This is a genomic window from Streptomyces sp. 2P-4, assembly GCF_030167965.1.
Lineage (GTDB): Bacteria > Actinomycetota > Actinomycetes > Streptomycetales > Streptomycetaceae > Streptomyces > Streptomyces globosus_A.
This window is the reverse complement of record NZ_CP095011.1, coordinates 975,308-998,742: the sequence shown is the minus strand read 5'-3', so window position 1 is coordinate 998,742 and position 23,435 is coordinate 975,308. Positions and strand designations below refer to the sequence as shown.

19 protein-coding genes, 1 tRNA gene and 1 riboswitch are annotated in these 23,435 nt (G+C 73.7%); of the genes, 13 read left to right on the top strand and 7 right to left on the bottom strand.

The features are described from left to right. Window positions 1-22: 22 nt before the first annotated feature. Window positions 23-2,242 carry an NADP-dependent isocitrate dehydrogenase gene (locus MUK52_RS04055; RefSeq protein WP_284574685.1) on the top strand — a complete coding sequence of 740 codons (2,220 nt, stop codon included), beginning with the start codon at window positions 23-25 and terminating at the stop codon, window positions 2,240-2,242. Between the two features lie 94 nt (window positions 2,243-2,336). Here the strand turns inward: MUK52_RS04055 and MUK52_RS04050 are convergent, their stop codons facing one another. Then, a complete protein-coding gene (locus MUK52_RS04050) occupies window positions 2,337-2,795 on the bottom strand; it encodes a hypothetical protein (RefSeq protein ID WP_284574682.1) in 459 nt (152 codons plus the stop codon). A gap of 317 nt (window positions 2,796-3,112) precedes the next feature. Here MUK52_RS04050 and MUK52_RS04045 point away from each other — a divergent pair, with 317 nt between their 5' ends. Further along, window positions 3,113-4,861 carry a glycoside hydrolase family 71 protein gene (locus MUK52_RS04045; RefSeq protein WP_284574681.1) on the top strand — a complete coding sequence of 583 codons (1,749 nt, stop codon included), beginning with the start codon at window positions 3,113-3,115 and terminating at the stop codon, window positions 4,859-4,861. Window positions 4,862-4,960: 99 nt separating this feature from the next. Continuing rightward, entirely contained in the window at window positions 4,961-6,211 is a 1,251-nt protein-coding gene (locus tag MUK52_RS04040; RefSeq protein WP_284574679.1) for an aminotransferase class V-fold PLP-dependent enzyme, read from the top strand. Here MUK52_RS04040 and cobF read toward each other — a convergent pair. Beyond that, window positions 6,198-6,950 carry a precorrin-6A synthase (deacetylating) gene (gene cobF, locus MUK52_RS04035; protein ID WP_114055178.1) on the bottom strand — a complete coding sequence of 251 codons (753 nt, stop codon included), beginning with the start codon at window positions 6,948-6,950 and terminating at the stop codon, window positions 6,198-6,200. The genes MUK52_RS04040 and cobF overlap by 14 nt on opposite strands. An 18-nt stretch (window positions 6,951-6,968) precedes the next feature. Here cobF and MUK52_RS04030 point away from each other — a divergent pair, with 18 nt between their 5' ends. The 3 genes from MUK52_RS04030 to MUK52_RS04020 are packed head-to-tail and all read left to right on the top strand — an operon-like array spanning window position 6,969 to window position 9,979. Further along, the gene (locus MUK52_RS04030) at window positions 6,969-7,724 is read left to right on the top strand and encodes a (Fe-S)-binding protein (RefSeq protein ID WP_284574677.1); all 756 of its coding nucleotides are present in this window, start codon (window positions 6,969-6,971) and stop codon (window positions 7,722-7,724) included. Then, window positions 7,721-9,256 (top strand): lactate utilization protein B, encoded by a 1,536-nt coding sequence (locus tag MUK52_RS04025; protein ID WP_284574675.1) that lies wholly within the window; start codon window positions 7,721-7,723, stop codon window positions 9,254-9,256. Before MUK52_RS04030 ends, MUK52_RS04025 begins: the two co-directional genes overlap by 4 nt. Before the next feature lie 42 nt (window positions 9,257-9,298). Then, complete coding sequence (locus MUK52_RS04020) at window positions 9,299-9,979, top strand: LutC/YkgG family protein (RefSeq protein WP_284574674.1); 681 nt, start codon at window positions 9,299-9,301, stop codon at window positions 9,977-9,979. 66 nt (window positions 9,980-10,045) lie between these two features. On the opposite strand, the gene MUK52_RS04015 is transcribed toward MUK52_RS04020, so the two are convergent. After that, the gene (locus MUK52_RS04015) at window positions 10,046-10,471 is read right to left on the bottom strand and encodes a DUF309 domain-containing protein (protein WP_162793175.1); all 426 of its coding nucleotides are present in this window, start codon (window positions 10,469-10,471) and stop codon (window positions 10,046-10,048) included. 205 nt (window positions 10,472-10,676) lie between these two features. On the opposite strand from MUK52_RS04015, the gene MUK52_RS04010 reads away from it, so the two are divergent. Further along, a tRNA-Pro gene (locus MUK52_RS04010) sits at window positions 10,677-10,750 on the top strand. Between the two features lie 391 nt (window positions 10,751-11,141). On the opposite strand, the gene MUK52_RS04005 is transcribed toward MUK52_RS04010, so the two are convergent. Then, the gene (locus MUK52_RS04005) at window positions 11,142-12,053 is read right to left on the bottom strand and encodes a PaaX family transcriptional regulator C-terminal domain-containing protein (protein WP_284574673.1); all 912 of its coding nucleotides are present in this window, start codon (window positions 12,051-12,053) and stop codon (window positions 11,142-11,144) included. After that, window positions 12,050-12,676, bottom strand: a complete 627-nt coding sequence (locus MUK52_RS04000; RefSeq protein ID WP_284574671.1) for a GNAT family N-acetyltransferase — start codon at window positions 12,674-12,676, stop codon at window positions 12,050-12,052. The genes MUK52_RS04005 and MUK52_RS04000 overlap by 4 nt, the downstream gene beginning before the upstream one ends. An 85-nt stretch (window positions 12,677-12,761) precedes the next feature. Between MUK52_RS04000 and MUK52_RS03995 the strand changes: the two genes are divergently transcribed. Together MUK52_RS03995 and metE are read left to right on the top strand one after the other, a co-directional pair. Next, window positions 12,762-13,823, top strand: a complete 1,062-nt coding sequence (locus tag MUK52_RS03995; RefSeq protein WP_284574668.1) for an alpha/beta hydrolase family protein — start codon at window positions 12,762-12,764, stop codon at window positions 13,821-13,823. Between the two features lie 193 nt (window positions 13,824-14,016). Then, window positions 14,017-14,217: riboswitch (cobalamin riboswitch) on the top strand. Window positions 14,218-14,396: 179 nt separating this feature from the next. Continuing rightward, on the top strand, window positions 14,397-16,721 hold the full coding sequence (metE, locus tag MUK52_RS03990; RefSeq protein WP_284574666.1) for a 5-methyltetrahydropteroyltriglutamate--homocysteine S-methyltransferase: 2,325 nt from the start codon (window positions 14,397-14,399) through the stop codon (window positions 16,719-16,721). 197 nt (window positions 16,722-16,918) lie between these two features. On the opposite strand, the gene MUK52_RS03985 is transcribed toward metE, so the two are convergent. Beyond that, window positions 16,919-18,322, bottom strand: coding sequence for a short-chain fatty acyl-CoA regulator family protein (locus MUK52_RS03985; protein ID WP_284581646.1), 1,404 nt, complete (start codon window positions 18,320-18,322; stop codon window positions 16,919-16,921). Window positions 18,323-18,702: 380 nt separating this feature from the next. On the opposite strand from MUK52_RS03985, the gene aceA reads away from it, so the two are divergent. From aceA to MUK52_RS03970, 3 genes are all read left to right on the top strand, one after another. Then, window positions 18,703-19,989, top strand: a complete 1,287-nt coding sequence (aceA, locus tag MUK52_RS03980) for an isocitrate lyase (RefSeq protein ID WP_284574663.1) — start codon at window positions 18,703-18,705, stop codon at window positions 19,987-19,989. A gap of 107 nt (window positions 19,990-20,096) precedes the next feature. Then, window positions 20,097-21,689, top strand: a complete 1,593-nt coding sequence (aceB, locus tag MUK52_RS03975) for a malate synthase A (protein ID WP_284574662.1) — start codon at window positions 20,097-20,099, stop codon at window positions 21,687-21,689. Further along, window positions 21,686-22,564 carry a 3-hydroxybutyryl-CoA dehydrogenase gene (locus MUK52_RS03970; protein WP_284574660.1) on the top strand — a complete coding sequence of 293 codons (879 nt, stop codon included), beginning with the start codon at window positions 21,686-21,688 and terminating at the stop codon, window positions 22,562-22,564. Before aceB ends, MUK52_RS03970 begins: the two co-directional genes overlap by 4 nt. A gap of 318 nt (window positions 22,565-22,882) precedes the next feature. Here MUK52_RS03970 and MUK52_RS03965 read toward each other — a convergent pair whose 3' ends face one another. Then, window positions 22,883-23,068 carry a hypothetical protein gene (locus MUK52_RS03965; protein ID WP_114055190.1) on the bottom strand — a complete coding sequence of 62 codons (186 nt, stop codon included), beginning with the start codon at window positions 23,066-23,068 and terminating at the stop codon, window positions 22,883-22,885. Between the two features lie 61 nt (window positions 23,069-23,129). Between MUK52_RS03965 and MUK52_RS03960 the strand changes: the two genes are divergently transcribed. Next, window positions 23,130-23,405 carry a hypothetical protein gene (locus tag MUK52_RS03960; protein WP_284574658.1) on the top strand — a complete coding sequence of 92 codons (276 nt, stop codon included), beginning with the start codon at window positions 23,130-23,132 and terminating at the stop codon, window positions 23,403-23,405. The last annotated feature ends 30 nt before the right edge of the window (window positions 23,406-23,435 follow it).

Here is a 23,435-nt window from a genome sequence, read left to right as displayed (position 1 = left end):
AGACTGTGGAGCGGAGCATCCGGTGACTGACTCGACCATCATCTACACGCACACTGACGAGGCCCCGGCCCTCGCGACGTATTCCTTCCTGCCTGTGGTCCAGGCCTACGCGTCGACGGCCGGTGTGAATGTCGAGACCCGTGACATCTCCCTGGCCGGTCGCATCATCGCCTCCTTCCCCGAGTACCTGGAGGAGGGCCAGCGCATCGCCGACGCCCTCGCCGAGCTCGGCGAGCTGGCGAAGACGCCGGAAGCGAACATCATCAAGCTGCCCAACATCTCGGCCTCGATCCCGCAGCTGAAGGCCGCGGTCGCCGAGCTCCAGGCCCAGGGCTACGCCCTCCCGGACTACCCGGACGACCCGAAGACCGACGAGGAGCGCGAGATCCGCGCCCGCTACGACAAGGTCAAGGGCAGCGCCGTCAACCCGGTCCTGCGCGAGGGCAACTCCGACCGCCGCGCCCCCGGCTCGGTCAAGAACTACGCCAAGGCCCACCCGCACCGCATGGGCGCCTGGACCGCCGAGTCGAAGACGAACGTCGCCACCATGGGCGAGAACGACTTCCGCTCCACCGAGAAGTCCACGGTGATCGCCGAGGGCGGCTCCCTGCGCATCGAGCACGTCGCCGCCGACGGCGCCGTCACCGTCCTGCGCGAGTCCGTACCGGTCCTGGCCGGCGAGGTCGTCGACGCCTCCGTCATGCGCGCCGCCGCCCTGCGGACCTTCCTCTCCGAGCAGGTGGCTCGCGCCAAGGCCGAGGGCGTGCTGTTCTCCGTCCACCTCAAGGCCACGATGATGAAGGTCTCCGACCCGATCGTCTTCGGCCACGTGGTGCGCGCCTTCTTCCCGCGGACCTTCGCCACGTACGGCGAGGCCCTCGCCGCGGCCGGCCTGTCCCCGAACGACGGCCTCGGCGCCATCCTGAACGGCCTGGACGCCCTCCCGAACGGCGCCGAGATCAAGGCCTCCTTCGACGCCGAGCTCGCCGACGGCCCGGCCCTGGCCATGGTCGACTCCGACAAGGGCATCACCAACCTGCACGTCCCGTCCGACGTCATCGTCGACGCCTCGATGCCGGCCATGATCCGCACCTCCGGCCACATGTGGGGCCCGGACGGCCAGGAGGCCGACACCCTCGCCGTCCTGCCGGACAGCAGCTACTCGGGCGTCTACCAGGCCGTCATCGAGGACTGCCGGGCCCACGGCGCCTTCGACCCGGCCACGATGGGCTCCGTCCCGAACGTCGGCCTCATGGCGCAGAAGGCCGAGGAGTACGGCTCCCACGACAAGACCTTCGAGATCGCCGCGGCCGGCACCGTCCGCCTCGTCGACGCCGCGGGCACCACCGTGCTGGAGCAGGAGGTGTCCGAGGGCGACATCTTCCGCGCCTGCCAGACCAAGGACGCCCCGATCCAGGACTGGGTCAAGCTCGCCGTCACCCGCGCCCGCGCCACCGGCGCCCCGGCCGTCTTCTGGCTCGACGAGGACCGCGCCCACGACGCCCAGCTGATCGCCAAGGTGAAGACGTACCTCGCCGACCACGACACCGAGGGCCTCACCATCGAGATCCTCTCCCCGGTCAAGGCGACGGCGTACTCCCTGGAGCGCATCCGCCGCGGCGAGGACACCATCTCGGTGACCGGCAACGTGCTGCGCGACTACCTGACCGACCTGTTCCCGATCCTGGAGCTGGGCACCAGCGCCAAGATGCTGTCGGTCGTCCCGCTGATGGCGGGCGGCGGCCTCTTCGAGACGGGCGCCGGCGGCTCCGCCCCGAAGCACGTCCAGCAGCTCGTCAAGGAGAACTACCTCCGCTGGGACTCGCTCGGCGAGTTCTTCGCGCTGGCCGCCTCCTTCGAGCACCTCGCCGCCACCACGGGCAACGCCCGCGCCCAGGTGCTGGCCGACACCCTCGACCGCGCCACCGGCACCTTCCTCAACGAGGACAAGTCGCCGACCCGCCGCCTCGGCGGCATCGACAACCGCGGCAGCCACTTCTACCTGGCCATGTACTGGGCGCAGGAGCTGGCCGCGCAGAGCGAGGACGCCGACCTGGCGTCCGCGTTCGCGCCGCTGGCCAAGACGCTGACCGAGGCGGAGCAGACCATCGTCTCCGAGCTGAACGCGGTCCAGGGCTCCCCGGCCGAGATCGGCGGCTACTACCAGCCCGACCCGGCCAAGGCCGCGGCCGTCATGCGGCCGTCCGCCACCTTCAACCAGGCCCTCGCGACCCTGGCCTGAAGCAGGGGCGCCCCCGCGGGGGCGTAGGGGCACAGGGGTCCGCCCCCGGCCGGCAGCCGCCGGCCGGGGGCGGACCCCTGTCCGCGGTCGGACGTCAGAGGCGGTGGACGCGCTCCCCCTCGAAGCCGAGCGGGTACCGCCCGGCGGCGAGGATCCGCAGCCCCGGGGCCGCACCGAGCAGAGCCCGCAGCCAGGCCACCGCCTGCGGGGCGAGGAGTTCGGTGCCGTCCAGGACGAGGAGCATGTCGCGCTCCGCGAGCCGCGCGACGGCGGTCGCCGGGCCGCGGTCCAGAGCCACCCTCAACTCCCTCACGCCGTAAGGGCGTTCCAGGCGGATGACGGCCACGCCGTCGCAGAAGTTCGACGGCAGCCGCTCCGCGATCTCCCGTACCAGCAGGCTGCGCGGCTGCCGGAACCTCCCGGCCACCGTCAGGACGCCGCCCCGCCGCACTGCGGTCAGCAGCCGCGACAGCTCCGCCGACGTCGCCGGCAGCGTGCCGGAGCGGCTCGGTTCCCTCATCGGCACGATGCCCCCCATTGCATGCGTGTCCATGCGCGACCAAGGGTTGTTTCAAGCCGCGTATGGATGATTATGCGTCAGTTGGGCTGAAAGGCCAGGGGAATGCCACAGTCCGGAAGAGCCGCCGACACGCCGCGTGAGCACCACCGGAGCACCGGCCGCGGGCGCTCCCGCGCGGGTGGGGGCGCGCGAGCGTACGCCCCGGCGCATCCCCCGCACACCCCGGCGACCGCCGTATCCGGGCTGGGCCGCCCGCTGTACGCGTGTCGGCGAACGGTTGTCCGGAAGCCGGAATTCGGCTCTACTGCTCCTCAGCCGGATGGCGGGCATATTCCAGGAGGGGCGACACGATGAGAGCGGACCGGACCACGGCCCGGCGCGCGGAGCGGCAGGACGGCACCCCTGCCGGACACCGGGCCGGGGGCCGCCGGGCGCGGCGCGCCTCGCACCGGCGCCGGACGGGCCTGCGCCGCCGCCCCCTGCTGACCCTGCTCCTGTCCGGGTGCCTCTTCGCCGGCCTCGCCGCCGCCGGCATCGCCTGGGAGCCCTTCACGGCCGAGGCAGGCCAGTGGGCGGGAGCGCCCGGCGCCGGCGAACCCCGGCCGCACACACCCGGCGCGTCCGGATCCGGCCCGTCCGGCAAGGCGGCCCCCGCGCCCGGGAAGAACCGCGGCGGCAGCGGCAAGGGCGCCGAACCCGTACCGGACGCGGGCGACAAGGTCGACAAGCGGCCCGCCGGCGCCCTCCCCTTCGACATGCCCGAGCCCGCCGCACTGCGCTCCGCGGCCGGCGCCGGCCGGAAGCTCGTCTTCGCCCACTACTTCACGCCCTACCCGCTCTCCCTCGACAACGTCCGCGCCGACAAGGACTACTACACCCGCAACTACCTCGACCCCGAGGGCGAGAAGGGCAAGCACGAGCGGTACGGGGGCCTCCTGCGCGACCGGCCGCTGCCCGTCACCCCGAAGAGCGGCAACTGGGAACTCGCCAACCTCCAGCAGGAGGTGCGCACCGCCCGCAGCGCCGGCCTCGACGGCTTCACCCTCGACATGCTCTCCCTCAGCGGCCCCAACTGGGAGCGCGCCAACCTCCTGATGGAGGCGGCCCGCTCGGTCGACCCCCACTTCAAGATCATGCTGATGCCGGACATGACCTCGCTGAAGACGGACGACCCGGCCGTCGTCGCCGGAGCCGTCGCCGCCCTGGCCAAGTCGCCGTCCGCCCACCGCCTCGGCGACGGACGGCTCGTCGTCTCCCCCTTCAAGACCGAGGTCCGCGACCCCGCCTGGTGGACCCGCTTCATGGACGCGATGAAGTCCCGGCACGGCATCCGCACCGCACTCGTCCCGACCTTCCTCGACTTCGACTCCCACCACGCCCGCTTCGCGCCCATCAGCCACGGCTTCTCCGAGTGGGGCTCGCGCAGCTACACCGGCCAGGAGGGCGCCGCACGCGACGTACGCCGCTCCCACGACCTCGGCAAACTGTGGATGCAGCCCGTCTCCGTCCAGGACGCCCGCCCCAACCAGGGCGTCTTCGACGAGGCCGGCAACACCGCCACCCTGCGCGCCACATGGACCCGCGCCATCGACGACGGGGCCGACTGGGTCCAGCTGACCACCTGGAACGACTACTCCGAGGGCACCCAGTTCGCCCCGTCCGTCAACAACGGGCACGCCTACCTCGACCTGACCTCCTACTACCTCACCCGGTTCAAGACCGGCAGCTGGCCGAAGATCGTCCGCGACACCCTGTACGTCACCGCCCGCACCCAGTTCGCGGCCGCCGACCCCACCGGCGACCAGTCGCTCGTGATGCGGCTGCGCCGGGGCAGCGCGGCCGCCCGCGACACCGTCGAGGTGCTCAGCTTCCTCAAGGCCCCGGCGACCGTCCGGACGAAGACCGGCTCGGCCAAGGCCTCCCACCAGGCGCCCGCCGGGCTCCACGCCGAACTCCTCCCGCTGCGCACCGGCACCCACGCGGCCGCCGTCGAACGCGGCGGGAAGACGGTCGCCGCGGTGGAGCTGCCGCGCCCGGTGCGGGGCAAGGTCGAGGTGCAGGACCTCCAGTACCACGCCGTCACCAGCGGGCGGAAGTGACCCCGGCACCGGCCACCCTGGCGGGATTGGCCCTTCCGGGCCGCCCCGCCGCCCGCGGATGATCCTGCGGACGACCGCACGTCCACCAGCGGAGGACCCGTGACCCAGCCGACGAGCCCCACCGGCGGCAGCCCGACCAGCCCGAGCAGCACCGCCACCGGCCCGAGCCGCACCGCGACCGGCCCGGACAGCAGCCCGGCCGGCGCCGGCCCCGGCAGTCCCGCCGTGTTCCCCGGCGGGCCCGCCCTGTTCCGCCTCGACCCGGCGGTCGCCCACCTCAACCACGGCTCCTTCGGCGCCGTCCCGATCCCGGTGCAGGAGGCCCAGGCGGCGCTGCGCGACGAGGCCCACGCCGACCCCGACGCCTTCTTCGTGGGCGCCCCCGACCGGATCGCCGCCGCCCGCGCCCGGATCGCCGCCCACCTGGGCGCCGACCCCGACGGCATCGCCCTCGTCTCCAACGCCACAGAGGGCGCCAACCTCGCACTCGCGGCGATCCCCCTGGCCGACGGCGACGAGGTCCTCGTCACCGACCACGGCTACGGCACCGTCACCGCGGCCGCCGCCCGCCGCGCCACCGTCACCACCGCCGCCCTCGACCCGTACCTCCCCGACGAGGACGCCGTCCGCGAGGCCGTCCTGGCCGCCGTGACGCCCCGTACGAGGGTCGCCCTCCTCGACCACATCAGCTCGCCCACCGCCCGGACCGTCGCCACCCCGCGGCTCCTCGCCGAACTCGCCGACCGCGGCATCACCACCGTCGTCGACGGCGCCCACGCCCCCGGCATGCTCGCCGACCCGCTCGCCGTCGGCGCCGACTTCTACTTCGGCAACCTCCACAAGTGGGGCTACGCCCCCTCCGGCACCGCGGTCCTGGCCGTCGCCCCCGCCCACCGCGGCCGCGTCCGGGCCCTCGTCCCCTCCTGGGAGGACGCGCACGGCTTCCCGCGCTCCGTCGAGAACCGGGCCACCGCCGACTACACCGGCTGGCTCGCCGCCCCCGAGGGGCTGGACCTCCTCGCCCGCCTCGACGCCGCCAAGGTCCGCGCCCACAACAGCGCCCTCGCCGCGCACGGCGCGGCCCTGCTCGCCGAACTCCCGCAGCTCACCCCGCTCCCGTGGGGAGAAGGCCTCGCCATGCGCTCCCTGCGCCTCCCGCCCGGCATCGCCGAGACGCCGGAGGCCGCCCGCGCGCTGCGCGAGCGGATGGCCGCCGAGCACGGCATCCGGATCCTCGTCTGGCCCTGGGCGGGCGGCGGCGGCATCCGCGTGTGCGGGCAGCTCTACAACCGCCCCGAGGAGTACGAGCGCCTCGCCGCCGTCCTCCCCGGCTTCCTCAGCGGCGCCTGAGCAGGTACGTGTCCATGATCCAGCCCTTGCGGGCGCGGGCCTCCGTACGCAGCTCCTCGATCCGGCCCGCCACCTCCGCGAGCCGGCCCTGCACCAGGATCTCGTCCGGGGTGCCCACGTAGGCGCCCCAGTAGATGTACGCGTCCTGGTCGAGGTGGGCCGTGAAGGCGTGCCGCGCGTCCAGCATCACCACCACGTCGTCGGCGTCCTGCGGCCAGCCCTCGGCCAGGCGGCGCCCCGTGGTGATCTGGACCGGGCGCCCGACCCGGTTCAGCGTCGTGCGGTGCCGGGCCAGCAGCGAGGAGATGCTGCTGACGCCCGGCACCACCTCGTACGCGAACGCCACCCGGCCGCGCTCCAGCACCTCGTCGAGGATCGCGAGGGTGGAGTCGTACAGCGACGGATCGCCCCACACCAGGAACGCGCCCGTCTCGCCCTCGGCGAGGTCCTCCGCGATGAACCGCTCGAAGATCTCCGCCCGCGCGCTGCGCCAGCCGTCCACCGTCGGCGCGTACTGCTCCGGGGTGCGGTCCCGGTCCGGGTCCCGGCCCTCCACCAGCCGGTGGCCGGGGCGGGCGTGCTCGTCGAGCATCGCGCGCCGCAGCCCCGTCAGGTCCGCCTTCTCCTCGCCCTTCTCCAGGATGAGGAACGCGTCCGCCGCGCCGATCGCCCTGACCGCCTGGAGGGTCAGGTGTTCCGGGTCGCCCGCGCCTATGCCGATCACTGAGAACTTCTTCACGCGGCTATTCTGCCCGTCATGCGAGCCGCGCTGTTCGTCACCTGCGTCAACGACGCGCTCCACCCCCGCACCGGGGTGGCCGCCGTCCGCCTGCTGGAGCGGCTCGGGGTCGAGGTGGACTTCCCGGCCGCCCAGAGCTGCTGCGGGCAGCCGCAGTACAACACCGGCCACCGCCGCGAGGCCGAACCGCTGCTGCGCCGCACCGCCGAGGCCTTCGCCGGCCACCGCTACGTCGTCACCCCGTCCGGCTCCTGCACCGCCATGGTCCGCGGCCACTACCCGCGCATCGGGCGGCTCGCCCGGCAGGAGGGCCGCGGAGGCCGGCTGGAGGCGTACGCGGAGGACCTGGCGCCGCGGGTGTACGAGCTGTCCGAGTTCCTGGTGGACGTGCTCGGGGTGACCGACGTCGGCGCGTACTACCCGCACACCGTCGCCTACCACCCCTCCTGCCACGGGCTGCGCGGGCTCGGCCTGGGGGAGCGGCCGCGCCGGCTCCTCGCCGCGGTCAAGGGGCTGGAGCTCGTCGAACTGCCCGGCGCGGAGGAGTGCTGCGGCTTCGGCGGCACGTTCGCCGTGAAGAACCCGGACGTGTCCGCGGCGATGGGCGCCGACAAGGCCGCGGCGGCTGCCGCCGCGGGGGCCGAGGTGCTGTGCGGCGGCGACACCTCCTGCCTCATCCACCTCGACGGCATCCTGCGCCGCACCGGTTCGCCTGTACGGACCGTGCACCTGGCCGAGATCCTGGCCTCGACCGAGGAGGAACCGCTCGCATGACGACCCGCGGAACTCAGGCGGCAGACGGCCCGCAGGCGGCCCTCCCCGGCACGCCCGCCTTCCCCGAGGCCGCGCGCCGCGCCGTCCACGACCCCGTCCTGCGCGCCAACCTGCGGCACGCCACGCACACCATCCGCGGCCGCCGCGCCCGGGCCGTCGCCGAACTCGCCGACTGGGACCGGCTCCGCGCCGCAGGCAAGGCGATCAAGGACCACACGCTGCGCCACCTCGACCGCTACCTGGTGCAGCTGGAGGAGTCCGTCACGGCGGCGGGCGGCACCGTCCACTGGGCGGTCGACGCGGCCGAGGCCTGCCGCATCGTCACCCGGCTGGTCCAGGCCACCGGCGAGCGCGAGGTCGTCAAGGTCAAGTCGATGGCCACCCAGGAGATCAGCCTGAACGAAGCCCTGGAGGAGGCCGGGATCGCCGCGTACGAGACCGACCTCGCCGAGCTCATCGTGCAGCTCGGCCACGACCGGCCCTCCCACATCCTCGTCCCCGCGATCCACCGCAACCGCGGAGAGATCCGGGACCTCTTCGCGCGGGAGATGGGCCGCTGGGGGCGCCCCGCCCCCGACGGCCTCGGCGACGACCCGCGGGAACTCGCCGAGGCGGCCCGCCGCCACCTGCGGGAGAAGTTCCTGCGGGCCGGGGTCGCCGTGTCCGGCGCGAACTTCATGGTCGCGGAGACCGGCACCCTCGTCGTGTTCGAGTCCGAGGGGAACGGCCGGATGTGCCTGACCCTGCCCGAGACGCTGATCTCCGTCGTCGGCATCGAGAAGGTCGTCCCGACCTTCCGCGACCTGGAGGTCTTCCTCCAGACGCTGCCCCGCTCCTCCACCGCCGAGCGGATGAACCCGTACACGACCATGTGGACCGGCACCGCCGGCGGGGACGGGCCCTCCGCGTTCCACCTCGTCCTCCTCGACAACGGCCGCACCGACACCCTCGCCGACGCGGTCGGCCGCCAGGCGCTGCGCTGCATCCGCTGCTCCGCCTGCCTGAACGTCTGCCCCGTCTACGAGCGGGCCGGCGGCCACGCCTACGGCTCCGTCTACCCCGGCCCGATCGGCGCCGTCCTCAGCCCCCAACTGCGGGGCACCGGCAGCCCCGTCGACGCGTCGCTGCCGTTCGCGTCCACGCTGTGCGGGGCCTGCGAGGAGGTGTGCCCCGTCGCCATCGACATCCCCGAGATCCTCGTCCACCTGCGGGAACGCATCGTCCAAGGCGGCCCGGCCACCCGCGAGGGGGTCCGCGTACGGATCCGGCCCGCCCGCGGCCACGCCGCCGAACGGGCCGCCCTGCGGGCCGCCCGACTGCTGCTCGACCACCCCGGCGCCCTGCGGGCGGGGGAGCGGCTGCTGGCCCGCGCACGCCGCCTGCGGCCGCGCCGGCTGCCCGGACCGGGCCGGGCCTGGACCGACAGCCGCGACCTGCCCGAACCACCCGAACAGCCCTTCCGCGACTGGTGGGCGCAGCGGGAACGACACGACCGGACACCACGGCGGCAGGACCAGGCAGGCACACCGTGACACGCGAGGGGGACACACCATGAGAGGCGAGGGAGGCACACCGTGACGAGCAGGGACGTCATCCTGGCCCGCATCCGGCGGGCCGGGGCCGCCGGCGCCACTGGGCCCGCCGGGGCCGAAGCGCCCATTCCGCGGGACTACCTCCGCGTCCACGGCGAGCGCACCCCCGCCGAATCCGCCGACCTGCTCGCCGCGAACCTCGCCGAGTACCGCGCCCACGTCCACCGCACCGCCGACGACGGCCTCCCCGCCCTCCTGGCCCGGCTGCTGGCCCGGCGCGGCACCCGCACCGTCCTCGTCCCGGCCGGCCTGCCCCCGCACTGGCTCGCCGACGCGGCCGCCACGCACGTACCCGACCGCGCCGCGGCCACCCCGTACGAACTCGACGCCGTGGACAGCGTGGTCACCGGCTGCGCCCTGGCCGTCGCCGAGACCGGGACGCTCGTCCTCGACGGCGGCCCCGCGCAGGGCCGGCGCCGCATCACCCTGATCCCGGACCACCACGTGTGCGTGGTCCGCGTCCCGGACCAGGTCGTCGACTCGGTGCCGCAGGCCCTGGAACGCCTGGACCCGACCCGCCCGCTGACGTGGATCTCCGGCCCCTCCGCGACCAGCGACATCGAACTGGACCGCGTGGAGGGCGTCCACGGCCCCCGCACCCTGGACGTCATCCTCGCCACCACCCCGACACCCCCGACGGCGGCCCCGCACACGCAGCCCTGACCACCCCACCTCGGCCATGCCGCCCGCCGCGCCCTCCCCGGCCCCGGCCGGTGAGGAAGGGCCGGCTCAGCCGCTCGGCGGCGGCGAGGCTCCGCCCAGCCGGGGCGCCTCGGCCACCGGATCGACGGGCCCGCCCCCCGCCTCGACCCGCCCGGCGAGCTCCCGAGCCCAGCCGACCACCCCCGGCACATCAATGCCGTACCAGGGGACACCCGCATCCGGCCGGCCCACTCCGCCCGGCGCGGCCAGCGCATCGGCTCCGCGCCGCAGCAGCCGTGCCCCGCCGACCGCGTTCCCGCGGGCCGCATGGGTCAGCCCGACCGCCACCTGCGCGAGCCCCCGCCACAGCGGGGCAGCCTCCTGCGGCCCGGACTTCCAGGCGTCCTCGAACACCTCGTGCGCATGGAAGGGCATCCCCGCGTCCAGCAGGCGCTGCGCCTCCCCGACCGTCTCCGCCGGGGAGCGCACCACCCCCTCCGGCTGCCGCGCCACGCCCGAAGCCCCGTAGGGCAGCGGCCGCCCCAGCCCGTCCCGCGGACGCGCGCTCCGCGCCCGCCCCTCGGCATCCCGATCCCGTCCCACCACCCGGCCATCCTCCCCCGCTCCGGATACCCGTGCATGCGCACCCCTCGACGTGGGGTAATCTTCTGCATGTGCCGCAGGGCAGAACCCCAGGTGGGAGCAGCCCGAAGCACAACGGGACGTGGCGCAGCTTGGTAGCGCACTTGACTGGGGGTCAAGGGGTCGCAGGTTCAAATCCTGTCGTCCCGACTTGCGAATACGCAGGTCGGAGGCCGTTCTCTCTTCCACGAGAGAACGGCCTTTGTGCGTCGACGGCCTGGTGCGCGAGCCGCTGTCGACCAGCCGGGCACGCCATGTCGCGAAGAAGGCGTCGACCGCTTCCGGCGGATCACCGGCGCGTGCTGCGGCATCGAGCCGGGCGGCCGTGACATCACCGGCGAAGGCCACCGCCTCGTCGGTCAACTGCGTTCTCCCCGCCGGGAAGTGGCGGTACACGGAGCCGCGGGAGGCGCCGCTGTGCGCGCACGCGGTCGATGCTCGTCGCACCGGCTCATCGATCCGCCACCCGGCATCTTCCCCACCAGGATCCCTACTGGTCGGTAACCTGTGGTCCGTGCCATGGAACAGGCGTGGGGCGGGTTCACTCGGGTGGGCCCGGCCGGGGCGCGGTGACCGCGCGGTCGTAGAGGCGGAACAGCCGCAGACGGCCGTCGGCTTCGTCCTCCTCTGCGGCGAGGGCGTCCCAGCAGCGTGCTGCCAGGGCGCGAGCGCGGGTGCCGGGCCAGGGCTGCGGGAGCAGCTCGGGGGGCAGCAGCGGGTCTGGGTCCATCGCGGTGGTGAAGGCCGCCGCCAGTTCGATGGCGTACGTCAGCCGTTCGGTCCCGGTGGCGGCTGCCGGTTCGGAGAGTCTGGCCAGGCGGGCCGCGGCGAGCGCCGCGAGTGCCTCGTGGCGCTCGGCGATCGGCCGGATCGGCCAGAGCAGGGCGGCCAGCCGGGTGGGCTCGGTTTCCTCGCCCACCCGTAGATCGCGGCTGGTGAGGCGGGTGAGGGAGGGCAGGACGCCCAGGTGGCGGGCGTGGGCCTCGACGAGGTCGCCGATCGCGTTGGCGCTGACGTAGAGGCCGCCCTGGAGGGGGGCCGCGCCGAGGTGGAGGAGGGCGTCGCGCAGGGTGTCGCGGGCCTGCCGGGCGGTCTCGGGGATGGCGAAGGCGAACAGGTGCCAGGTTCCGTCCCAGGGGGCGAGCCCCTGGTCCTGCCGGTAGGCGTGCCGGACGTACTCCACGTCCGGCGCGATGGAGCCGGTGGGGTCGGCGGTCGCGTGCAGTCGCGCCTTGCGGCCGCGGCCCTCCTGGGTGAACCGGCCATCGGCGACGAGGCGTTTGACGCACAGCCGGACCTGCTGGTCGGTCATGCCGAGGGCTTCGGCGACGGCGTACAGCTCGCCGGCGTCGACGGTGCCGTCCTCGCGGACGAGGCCGAACACCAGCGTCCGGGTCCCGATCTCCGGTGCGGCGGGCTCCGCTGCGGAAGCTGCCGGAGGCCTGCTGGTCATGGCTGCTGCTCCTTGCCGGTGCTGGTGCCGGGTATGGCGCGATGCATGGTAGTCACCGCGCCGAATCCCAGGAGGCCCTTGAGGTACGGGGTCTGCTCGGTGTGTACGGCGGTGAAGCCGTGGCGCTCGTACAGGGCGCGGGCGCGCGGGTTGACGTCGATGACGTCCAGGCGGACCCGGGAGCAGCCGTGTTCGGCCGCGATGGTTGCGATCTCGGTCAGCAGCAGGCCGCCGATGCCGGTGCCCCGGCGGGCGGGGTCGACGGCGATGCCGTCCATGACCAGTTCCCCCGGCTCCGGGTTGCGTTCGAGCAGGGCCAGTACGGCGAGCCGGGGGAGGCCGCGGAAGAGCCCGTAGCCGGAGAGCACGTCGCGCACGCCGCCGCCGGTCAGGCCCCGCCCGCCGAGCTGGTAGCCGGCCACGCCCACGACCCGGTCGCCGTCGGGGGTGAGGGCGACGGCGGCGCGGTCGTGGTGGAGGTGGCGGGCGATGAAGGCGCGGCCGTGTTCGGGCGGGCCCAGGGCGGCGCCGAGCTTGCGGCCGAAGGCCTCCCAGTACAACTCGGCGACCTGCTCCCCGGCGCCTTGGGGCACGCTGCGCCGGATGGCAACGGCTGAGTCCATGATTCCTCCTCGCGGTATGCGCACGATCATAGTACGGTCGTAATGAGAACGATCGTTTGAAGAGCGATAGATATTTGGGGGGCAGATGGCATCGAGACGCAGCACGCGCCGCCGCCGGGTGGTGCGGGCCGTGCTCGCGGCGCTGGCCGCACTGGCGGTCGCCGCGGCGGGCCTGGGCGGGCTGGTGGTCTGGCAGCACACCTACGACCTGCGCGAGGAGGCTGTGACGGTACGCCGGGACGGCCGGACCCTGGACGGCGTGCTGGCCCTGCCCGAACAGGGGAAGGGGCCCTTCCCGCTGGTGGTCTTCGTGCACGGGGACGGCCCCGTCGACGCCACCCACGACACCTTCTACCGGCCGATCTGGGAGTCCTTCGCCCGAGCCGGATACGCCTCGCTGTCCTGGAACAAGCCGGGCGTGGGCGGCTCGCCCGGAGACTGGCTCGACCAGTCCATGGACGACCGCGCCCAGGAGGCCGTCGACGCCATCGCCTGGGCCCGGCAGCGGCCGGACGTCGACAGCCGCCGGATCGGCCTGTGGGGCGCCAGCCAGGCCGGCTGGGTCCTGCCCAAGATCGCCGCCAAGAACCCCGGCATCCGCTTTGTCATCGCCGTCTCACCCGCCGTCAACTGGCACCGGCAAGGCCGCTACCACCTCCTCGCCGAGCTGCGCCGCGACGGCGCCTCCGACGCCGAGGTCGCCGCCGCCCTGCGCCGCCGCGAGACGGGCCTGGAACTGCTCGGGCGGGGCGCCCCGTACGAGGAGTACGTACGCGCCGTCGGCGATCCGCAGGGCATGACGGCCGCCCGCTGGAGGTTCGTCTCCAAGAACCACACCGCCGACGCGAGCGCCGACCTGCCGGCGCTGCGCGGGGTGCCCGTCCTGCTGGTGCTCGCCGGACACGACATGAACGTGGACACCGCCGACACCGAGGCCGCCTACCGGCGGCTGCTGCCGGGGCCCGCGCTGCGCGTCGGCCGCTACCCGGACGCCACGCACGGCCTGGTCAGGCAGGACGTCGAGAACTCCGCACTCCGCCTCACCCTGACCGCGCTGTGCGCGCCGAGGGCCCTGTTCGCCGACGGCTTCCTGGAAGACCAGCGGAAGTTCCTGGCCTCCGTCGAAACCGAAGGACCGACACGATGACCACCCGGCCCGGACCGCGGCAGGGCCGTCGGCCGGTGCAGCCGCGCCGCGGCGCCTCTCCGACGGCGACGCGCTCTGTGCGGGTCCCGGCCCGTCAGGAAGGCGCGCGCATCGACGGGGGCATCTCGTTTCCGTGTCCGGATGGTGGAAGCGGGTCGCCGCTGAGCGGGCGTGCGGCCTAGGGTGGCCGGTGCAGCTGGTTCGCCCCGCCCTCCAGGCGGGATGCGTCGCAAGAGGGAACCCGGTGGGAATCCGGGACTGCCCCGCAGCGGTGAGCGGGAACGACCGCCGTCATACGCACTGGGACCGGACAACGGTCCTGGGAAGCGACGGCCAGTAGGTGCCCGCCGGGGAACCGGCAGGCGTGCCCGCGAGTCCGAAGACCTGCCCGTTGCCCGCACGCGGACGATTCCGTGTGCGGACATCCCGGTGACCTCGTGGGCGGGTCGGCGTACACAGCGAGCGGCACGTGCGGGCCTCCGTCCGCGGCGTCGGCCGCCCGTTCCGTCGTTCCTTCGCGTCCGCGTCCCGCTGCCGGGATGTTCCTGGACACATCTCGCGAAGGAGAGTTCCGTGACAGCCAAGCCCGCAGCCGCGGCAGCACGAGCCACCGTGTACGGGTACCCCCGCCAGGGTCGGAACCGCGAACTGAAGAAGGCCGTCGAGGGCTACTGGAAGGGCCGCGTCACTGCCGACGCCCTCCGGGAGACCGCGGCCGGCCTGCGGCGCTCGCACTGGCAGCAGCTGGCCGAGGACGGTATCCACGAAGTACCGACCGGTGATTTCTCGCACTACGACCACGTGCTGGACACCAGCGTCATGGTCGGCGCTGCTCCCGAGCGGCACCGCGGGGCGGTGGAAGCCGACGCCCTGGACGGATACTTCGCGATGGCCCGCGGCACGCAGGACGTGGCGCCGCTGGAGATGACCAAGTGGTTCGACACGAACTACCACTACCTGGTACCTGAGCTCGGCCCGGGCACCGTGTTCACCGCGAACTCCGTGAAGCAGGTGGCGGAACTGCGGGAGGCCGTCGCGCTCGGGTACACCGCCCGCCCGGTCCTCGTCGGTCCGATCACCTACCTGCTGCTGGCCAAGCCGGCTCCCGGAGTGTCAGCGGACTTCGAGCCGCTGACCCTGCTGGACCGGCTGCTCCCGGTCTACGCGCAGGTGCTCGCCGACCTGCACGCCGCCGGCGCCGAGTGGGTGCAGCTCGACGAGCCCGCCCTCGTCCAGGACCGCACCCCGGCCGATCTGAACGCAGCCGCCCGCGCCTATCGGGAGCTGGGCGCCGCCGCCGACCGGCCGAAGCTGCTGGTCGCCTCGTACTTCGGCAGGCTGGGCGAGGCCCTGCCCGTCCTGGCCGCGGCTCCGGTCGAGGGCCTGGCGCTCGACTTCACGGAAGCGGGAGCGGCCAACCTGGACGACCTCGCGGCGGTCGGTGGCCTGCCCGGCAAGAGGCTCGTCGCGGGCATCGTCAACGGCCGCAACATCTGGATCAACGACTTCCGGAAGTCCCTCGCCACCCTGGGCACGCTGCTCGGCCTCGCCGACCGGGTGGACGTCGCCGCCTCCTGCTCCCTGCTGCACGTTCCGCTGGACGCCGACGCCGAGCGCGACCTCGACCCGCAGGTCCGCCGCTGGCTCGCGTTCGCCCGGCAGAAGACCCGGGAGATCGCCGTTCTGGCCCGCGGGCTCGGCCGGGGCACGGACACGATCACCGCCGAACTCGCCGCGAACCGGGCCGACCTGGCCTCCCGCGCCGGATCCGCCCTCACCCACGACCCGGCCGTACGGGCCCGCACCGCGGCCGTCACGCACGCCGACGGGCGCCGCGGCCGGCCGTACGCCGAGCGGGCCGCCGCCCAGCGGGCGCACCTGCGCCTGCCGCTGCTGCCGACCACCACGATCGGCTCCTTCCCGCAGACCGACGAGCTGCGCGCGGCCCGCGCCGACCTGCGGGCCGGACGGATCGACACGGCGGGCTACGAGGCACGGATCAAGGGCGAGATCGAGGAGGTCGTCTCCTTCCAGGAGAAGACCGGCATCGACGTCCTGGTGCACGGCGAGCCCGAACGCAACGACATGGTCCAGTACTTCGCCGAGCAGCTCACCGGCTACCTGGCCACGCAGCACGGCTGGGTGCAGTCGTACGGCACGCGCTACGTCCGGCCTCCGGTGCTGGCGGGGGACATCTCGCGCCCCGAGCCCATGACGGTGCGCTGGACCTCGTACGCGCAGTCCCTGACGTCCAAGCCGGTCAAGGGGATGCTCACCGGGCCGGTCACGATGCTCGCCTGGTCCTTCGTACGGGACGACCAGCCGCTCGGGGACACCGCCCGCCAGGTGGCGCTCGCCCTGCGGGACGAGGTGAACGATCTGGAGGCCGCGGGGACGGCCGTGATCCAGGTGGACGAGCCGGCTCTCCGGGAAACCCTGCCGCTGCGGGCCGCCGACCGCGCCGACTACCTGGCCTGGGCCACCGAGGCGTTCCGGCTCACCACCAGCGGGGTCCGGCCGGACACCCAGATCCACACCCACATGTGCTACGCGGAGTTCGGCGACATCGTCCAGGCCATCGACGACCTCGACGCCGACGTCATCAGCCTGGAAGCCGCCCGCTCCCACATGCAGGTCGCGCGGGAACTCGCCGCCCACGGCTACCCCCGCGCGGCGGGCCCCGGCGTGTGGGACATCCACTCACCGCGCGTCCCCAGCGCCGGGGAGGCGGCCGGTCTGCTGCGGACAGGCCTGGAGGCCATCCCGGCCGAGCGGCTGTGGGTCAACCCCGACTGCGGCCTGAAGACCCGTGGCTGGACCGAGACCCGTGCCTCCCTGGAGAACCTGGTCGCCGCCGCCCGTGAGGTTCGAGCCGCTCTCGCCGGCGACGACGCCTGATCCGTACCACCCGGTGCCGGACACGGTTTCCGCGTCCGGCACCGGGCCGTCGAGCGCTGGGGCGGACATGGCTCCGAGGCCGGCGGGCGCAGCGCCGGTTGAGGGTGAGGACGGCCTCCCGGCCCTTGCGCTCCAGCAGGAAGTCCAGAGCCGCCGGCCGCGCGCCTGCCGTCGGAACATGCGCATGGGGCCGCCGCTCACCCCCGGTCGTGGGCGACCGGGTACGGGATGAAGGTGCTGCTGTTCTCGTCGACCGCGAGCGGGCGGCCCAGCGGCGGGACCGCGCGCTGGGGGCAGTCCAGCCGTTCGCAGAGCCGGCAGCCCATGCCGATGGGTGTGGCTGCGGAGGCGTTGCCGAGGTCGAGGCCGTCGGAGTAGACGAGCCTGGGCGCGTGGCGGATCTCGCAGCCCAGGCCGATCGCGAAGGTCTTGCCGGGCTCGCCCCAGCCGCCGCGGTGGCGGGTGACGGCGCGGGCGGTCCACAGGTAGCGCTGCCCGTCGGGCATGGCGGCGACCTGGACGTGGATGCGGCCGGGCGCGGCGAAGGCCTCGTAGACGTTCCACAGTGGGCAGGTGCCGCCGGCCCGGGAGAAGTGGAATCCGGTGGCGGACTGCCGCTTGGACATGTTCCCGGCCCGGTCCACGCGGACGAAGGAGAAGGGGACCCCGCGCAGCCTGGGGCGCTGCAGGGTGCTCAGGCGGTGGCAGACGGTCTCGTAGCCGATCCCGAAATGGTCGGTGAGCCGCTCGATGTCGTAACGGAACTCCTCGGCGGCCGTGTGGAAAGCACGGTACGGGAGGATCAGCGCGGCGGCGAAGTAGTTGGCGATGCCGATCCGCGCCAGGCCGTGGGCGGGGGAGCCCGGGTCGAAGTCCTCCGCGGCGAGCCGGTCCAGCTCGGCCCCGTGCTCCAGGAGAGCGAGCTGGGTGGCCATCCGGAACGCCTGCTGGCCGGGCCGGAGCCGGCCGGACAGGTGCAGGACGCGGGTACGGCCGTCGAAGTGGTGGAGGCGGTCCGAGTCGGTGGCGAGGCGGATCCCGTGGTGCTCGGTGAGTCGCTGCGACAGCGCCCGCAGGACTTCCCCGGGGCGGACGCCCATCTCCCGGGCGAGCTCCTCGGCAGCGCCGTCGGTGTCGTGCAGGTAGTTCTGCCGCCGGTAGAAGAACTCGCGGATCTCCTCGTGCGGTGAGCGCGGCGCCGCCGGGCCGCCGTCCCGTCCGTCCGCGGTGTCCGCGAGCCGCTCCGCCAGCAGTTGGCTGCGCCGTCCCAGGTCCAGCAGGACAGCGGCCACCGCCGGCATCCGGGCGGCCAGTTCGGCCAGGTCCGAGGGGGAGACCCGGGCTTCGGCGACCTCGCTCGCCAGGGCCTCGCGCAGGTCGGCGACGAGGCGGCTGGTATCCCGCTCGGAGAAGAAGCCCGGGTCGACGCCGAAGGCCTCGGTAAGCCGCAGCAGAACAGGCACCGTGAGGGGGCGGGAGTCGTGCTCCATCTGGTTCAGGTAGCTGGGGGAGATGGCCAGGACCCGGGCCAGCTCGGCCTGGCTCATCCGGCGCTCCTCGCGCAGCCTCCGCAGCCGCGCACCCGCATACGTCTTGCCCACCCGCACCCCTCCGGCCTCGACCGGATCCAGGTTACGCACGGCCCCGCCGATTCCCGCCTTCGCAACCTTGGCAAAACGGCGGCAGAAGATTCGCAGAAGTTGGCACAGGTCCCTCATTGATGGCACTGCGTGCCGATGCCAGAGTCAGTCCTGCGGCCGCCGGACCCGGCAGCCGAGAGGGACACTCCGGGCGCGACTCATGGCCCTGACGTCGGATATCCCGGCAGTCCGCGCTCGGCTGACCTGCAGGATTGCTCAGTTCCGCCCCGGTGTCCGGCGGCTGCGACCCCGGTATGCGGCACAGAGTGCCATTTGCTCTTCCCGGTGGACGGGCCCGTTGGCAGACGAAGCGAATCACGGAGACGGTGACGGTGACGGTCATGGCAGACACGAACACGGCGGCAGCGGCCGAGCAGCTCAAGCAGCGGTGGGCCACCGACGCCCGCTGGGCGGGGATCGAGCGCACCTACACCGCCGAGGACGTCGTACGGCTCTCCGGCAGCGTCCGCGAGGAGCACACCCTCGCCCGGCGCGGAGCCGAGCGGCTGTGGCGCCAACTGCACGAGCTGGACTACGTCCACGCCCTCGGCGCCCTCACCGGCGGCCAGGCGGTCCAGCAGGTCCGCGCCGGCCTCCAGGCCGTCTACCTGTCCGGCTGGCAGGTCGCCGCCGACGCCAACCAGGCCGGCCACACCTACCCCGACCAGTCGCTCTACCCGGTCAACTCCGTTCCGCAGGTGGTCCGCCGGATCAACAACGCGCTGCTGCGCGCCGACCAGATCGCCACCGCCGAGGGCGGCACGGACACCACGGACTGGCTGGCGCCGATCGTCGCCGACGCCGAGGCCGGCTTCGGCGGCCCCCTGAACGCCTTCGAGCTGACCAAGGCGATGATCGCGGCCGGTGCGGCGGGCATCCACTACGAGGACCAGCTCGCCTCGGAGAAGAAGTGCGGCCACCTCGGAGGCAAGGTCCTCGTCCCGACCTCCCAGCACATCCGCACCCTCAACGCCGCCCGGCTCGCGGCCGACATCGCGGACACCCCGACCCTGATCATCGCCCGCACCGACGCCCTCGCCGCCAACCTCCTGACGAGCGACGTCGACGAGCGCGACGCGCAGTTCGCGACGGGCGAGCGCACGGCGGAGGGCTTCTACCGGGTGCAGAACGGCATGGCCCCGGTCATCGCCCGCGGCCTCGCCTACGCCCCGTACGCCGACCTCATCTGGGTGGAGACCGGCACGCCGGACCTCGCCCAGGCCCGCGAGTTCGCCGAGGCCGTCCACGCGCAGTACCCGGACCGGATGCTGGCCTACAACTGCTCGCCCTCCTTCAACTGGAAGGCCGCGCTGGACGACGGCCAGATCGCCACGTTCCAGCGCGAACTCGGCGCCATGGGCTACAAGTTCCAGTTCATCACCCTGGCCGGCTTCCACTCCCTCAACCACGGCATGTTCGACCTCGCCCGCGGCTACGCCGAACACGGCATGACCGCCTACGTCGACCTCCAGGAGCGGGAGTTCGCCGCCCGGCAGCACGGCTTCACCGCCGTGAAGCACCAGCGCGAGGTCGGCACCGGCTACTTCGACCTGGTCTCCACCGTCGTCAACCCGGCCTCCTCCACGACCGCCCTGACCGGCTCCACCGAGGAAGAGCAGTTCCACTGACCGACGCCGCCCCCGCACCCGCCGGCCGCGCCGGGCCGGAGGCCTACGTCCAGCGGGAGCCGGTCGACCGTCTCGTCCGGCTCCCGCCCCCCTCGTCAGGAGACCGTATGACCACCACCGCCACCACGCACCGGGTCCGGGTCCTCGCGGCACCGGGCGCCCGCCACGACGAGATCCTCACCCCGGAGGCGCTCGACTTCGTCGGCCGCCTCCACGCGGCCTTCGCCCACCGCCGCCTGGACCTCCTCAAGGAAAGGCGCAGGCGCAAGGACCGCCTCGTCTCGGGTACCCCGCTGGACTTCTCCGTCGCCACGGCCGCCGTCCGCGCCGACCCCGACTGGCGCGTGGCCCCGCCGGCCCCCGGCCTGGAGGACCGCCGGGTGGAGATCACCGGCCCGCCCGACCGCCGCATGACGGTCGACGCACTCAACTCCGGCGCGACGGCGTGGATGGCCGACTTCGCGGACGCCACCGCCCCCACCTGGAACAACGTCATCGACGGCCAGCTCAACCTGCTCGACGCCATCGAGCGCCGCATCGACTTCACCACCCCCGAAGGAAGGGAGTACCGCCTCGGGCAGGACCTCGCGACCATCGTCGTCCGTCCGCGCGGCTGGCACCTCCCCGAAGAACACCTGGAGATCGACGGACGGCCCGTCCCCGCGTCCCTGGTCGACTTCGGCCTGTACTTCTTCCACTGCGCCCAACGCCAGCTCGACGCCGGACACGGCCCGTACTTCTACCTCCCCAAGCTGGAGAACGCCGGCGAGGCCCGCCTCTGGAACGACGTCTTCGTCCTCGCCCAGGCGCTCCTCGGCTTCCCGCGCGGTACCGTCCGAGCCACCGTCCTGATCGAGACCGTCACCGCGGCCTTCGAGATGGAGGAGATCCTCCACGCGCTCCGGGAACACAGCGCGGGCCTCAACGCCGGCCGCCGGGACTACCTGTTCAGCATCATCAAGACCTTCGGCCACCGCACCGACTTCCAGCTCCCCGACCGCGCCCGGGTCACGATGACCGCCCCGTTCCTGCGCGCCTACACGGAGCTGCTGGTCCGCACCTGCCACCGGCGCGGCGCACACGCCATCGGCGGCATGGCCGCCCGCGTCCCGTCCAGGGACCCGGAGGCCGACGCAGCCGCCCTGGCCCAGGTGCGCCTGGACAAGGAACGCGAGGCCGAGGACGGCTTCGACGGCTCCTGGGTCGCCCACCCGGCACTCGTCCCCGTCTGTCGCGAAGTCTTCGACGCCGTTCTCGGGGACCGTCCCCACCAGCTCGACCGCACCCGCGAGGACGTCGCCGTGACCGCGGCGGAACTGCTCTCCGTCCGCCGCATCAGCGCGCCGCCCACGGCGGCCGGGGTCCGTGCCAACGTGGCCGTCTCGCTGCGCTACTTCGAGGCCTGGCTGCGCGGCCACGGGGCGGTCGCCCTCCACGGGCTGATGGAGGACGCGGCCACCGCCGAGATCGCCCGGGTCCAGCTCTGGCAGTGGCTGCGCCACCGGACCATCGACCGGGACGACCTGCTCACCGTGATCGGCGAGGAGTGCGACGCGCTCACCGCGGAACGCCCCCACGCACTCGTGGCCGAGGCCAGGGCCGTACTCGAACGGGCTGTGCTGGAGCGGGAGCTGCCGGCGTTCTTCACACCCGACGCCTACAGCCGCCACCTGGTCCGCCGCGCGGAGGTGCAGTCATGACAGGGACAGCCGCCATCCGGCGGGTCGGAGTCGTCGGGGGCGGGCAGATGGGCGCCGGCATCGCCGAGGTCTGCGCCCGCGCCGGACTCGACACCGTCGTCTGCGAGGCCGACGCAACCGCCGCCCGGGCCGCCCGCGAACGGGTCGCCGTCTCCCTGGAGCGCGCCGTCCAGCGCGGCAAGCTGGACCGGATCTCCGCCGAGGACGCCCTCGCCCGCCTGGCCTTCACCGGCAGCCTGGACGACCTCGCCGACCGGCAGCTCGTCATCGAAGCGGTGACCGAGAACGCCGACGTCAAGACGGAGACCTTCACGGCCCTGGACAAGATCGTCGCCGATCCGGAGGCCATCCTCGCGACGAACACCTCATCCCTGCCCGTCATGCGCCTGGGCATGGCCACGGCCCGCGCCGACCGGGTCGTGGGCCTGCACTTCTTCAACCCGGTCCCCGTCCTGCCGCTGGTGGAGGTCGTCTCCTCGCTCCATTCGTCCCAAGCCGCCCTGAAGGCGGTGGAAGTCCTCGCCCGGGACACCCTGGGCAAGACGGTGATCCGCTCCCGGGACCGGGCCGGCTTCGTCGTCAACGCCCTCCTCGTCCCCTACCTGCTCTCCGCGATCCGGATGGCCGAGTCCGGCTTCGCCACCGCAGCCGACGTCGACGCCGGCATGGAGCTCGGCTGCGCGCACCCGATGGGCCCGCTGAAACTCGCGGACCTCATCGGCCTGGACACCGTCGCGGCCATCGCGGAAGCCCTCTACGACGAGTTCAAGGAACCCTTCTACGCCCCGCCCCCGCTGCTGATGCGGATGGTGCAGGCAGGGCTGCTGGGCCGCAAGACCGGCCGCGGGTTCCACACCTACGACCGGGACTGCTGAGGGACCCGGTGGTGCCGCCGGGCACGAGGGGCCCGGCAGCGCGCGGTGAACGGGGTGCGGCGGAGTGGTGTCCGCCGCACCCCTCGCGTCGAGTCCCACGACGACGGGCCTCGCCGAGACGCCGCCCCCCCCGCCGTGCCGTCGCCCTTCGCAGGGGCCTGCCGTCGGGCACAGGCCGGGGCCGCGTCCGGGTACGTACGCGGCCCCGGGATCGAGCTGCCGGCCCTGCCGCCCCTGCCGGCCCTGCCGGTCCGAAGCGAGGACGCGGTCCGCGCAGCCGCCCACCTCCCCCGGCCCTCCGCTGCCCGCGTCCGTGCGTCAGCAGGGGCCCTTGTCCTGGCCCGTGCCGCACACCGGCCCGGAATCCGCGAAGGCCAGGACCAGGATGATCACCCAGGCCACCATGAGTACCGCAATACCGACGTGCAACAGCATCTCCGTACTGTCGCCCGCCCCTCTGGGGACCTCATCGCCGGTGTCCCCCTTGTCGCCGTTCTCGTCCACAACCCCCCCCTGTCCGAGTACGCCGGGGAGGTACCCGCGCTGCACCGGGCGCAACCGGCCTGTGGCCGACGCGGTACGGACCCGTGAGCGGACGGAGACACCGTGCTCGGCCGGCCGGCTCCTGGCCCGCCACGCGGAACGCGCGCCGGCGGAGTCCCGTCCCGCCCTGCCATGGCTCGACCGCTTCCGGACGGTCCTGGCGGCGGCCTTCCGGGACCGGGAACTTCTGCGCACGACCGAACTGCCGCTGCGGTCGGTCGCGGACCGGGTCGGGTACGCCGACGTACGGGCCCTGCGGCGGGAGGTCCGCGGCGGAGCGGGACGGGCACCGGGCTGAACCCACCGCCGCTGCGCTGCCCCAGCTCGG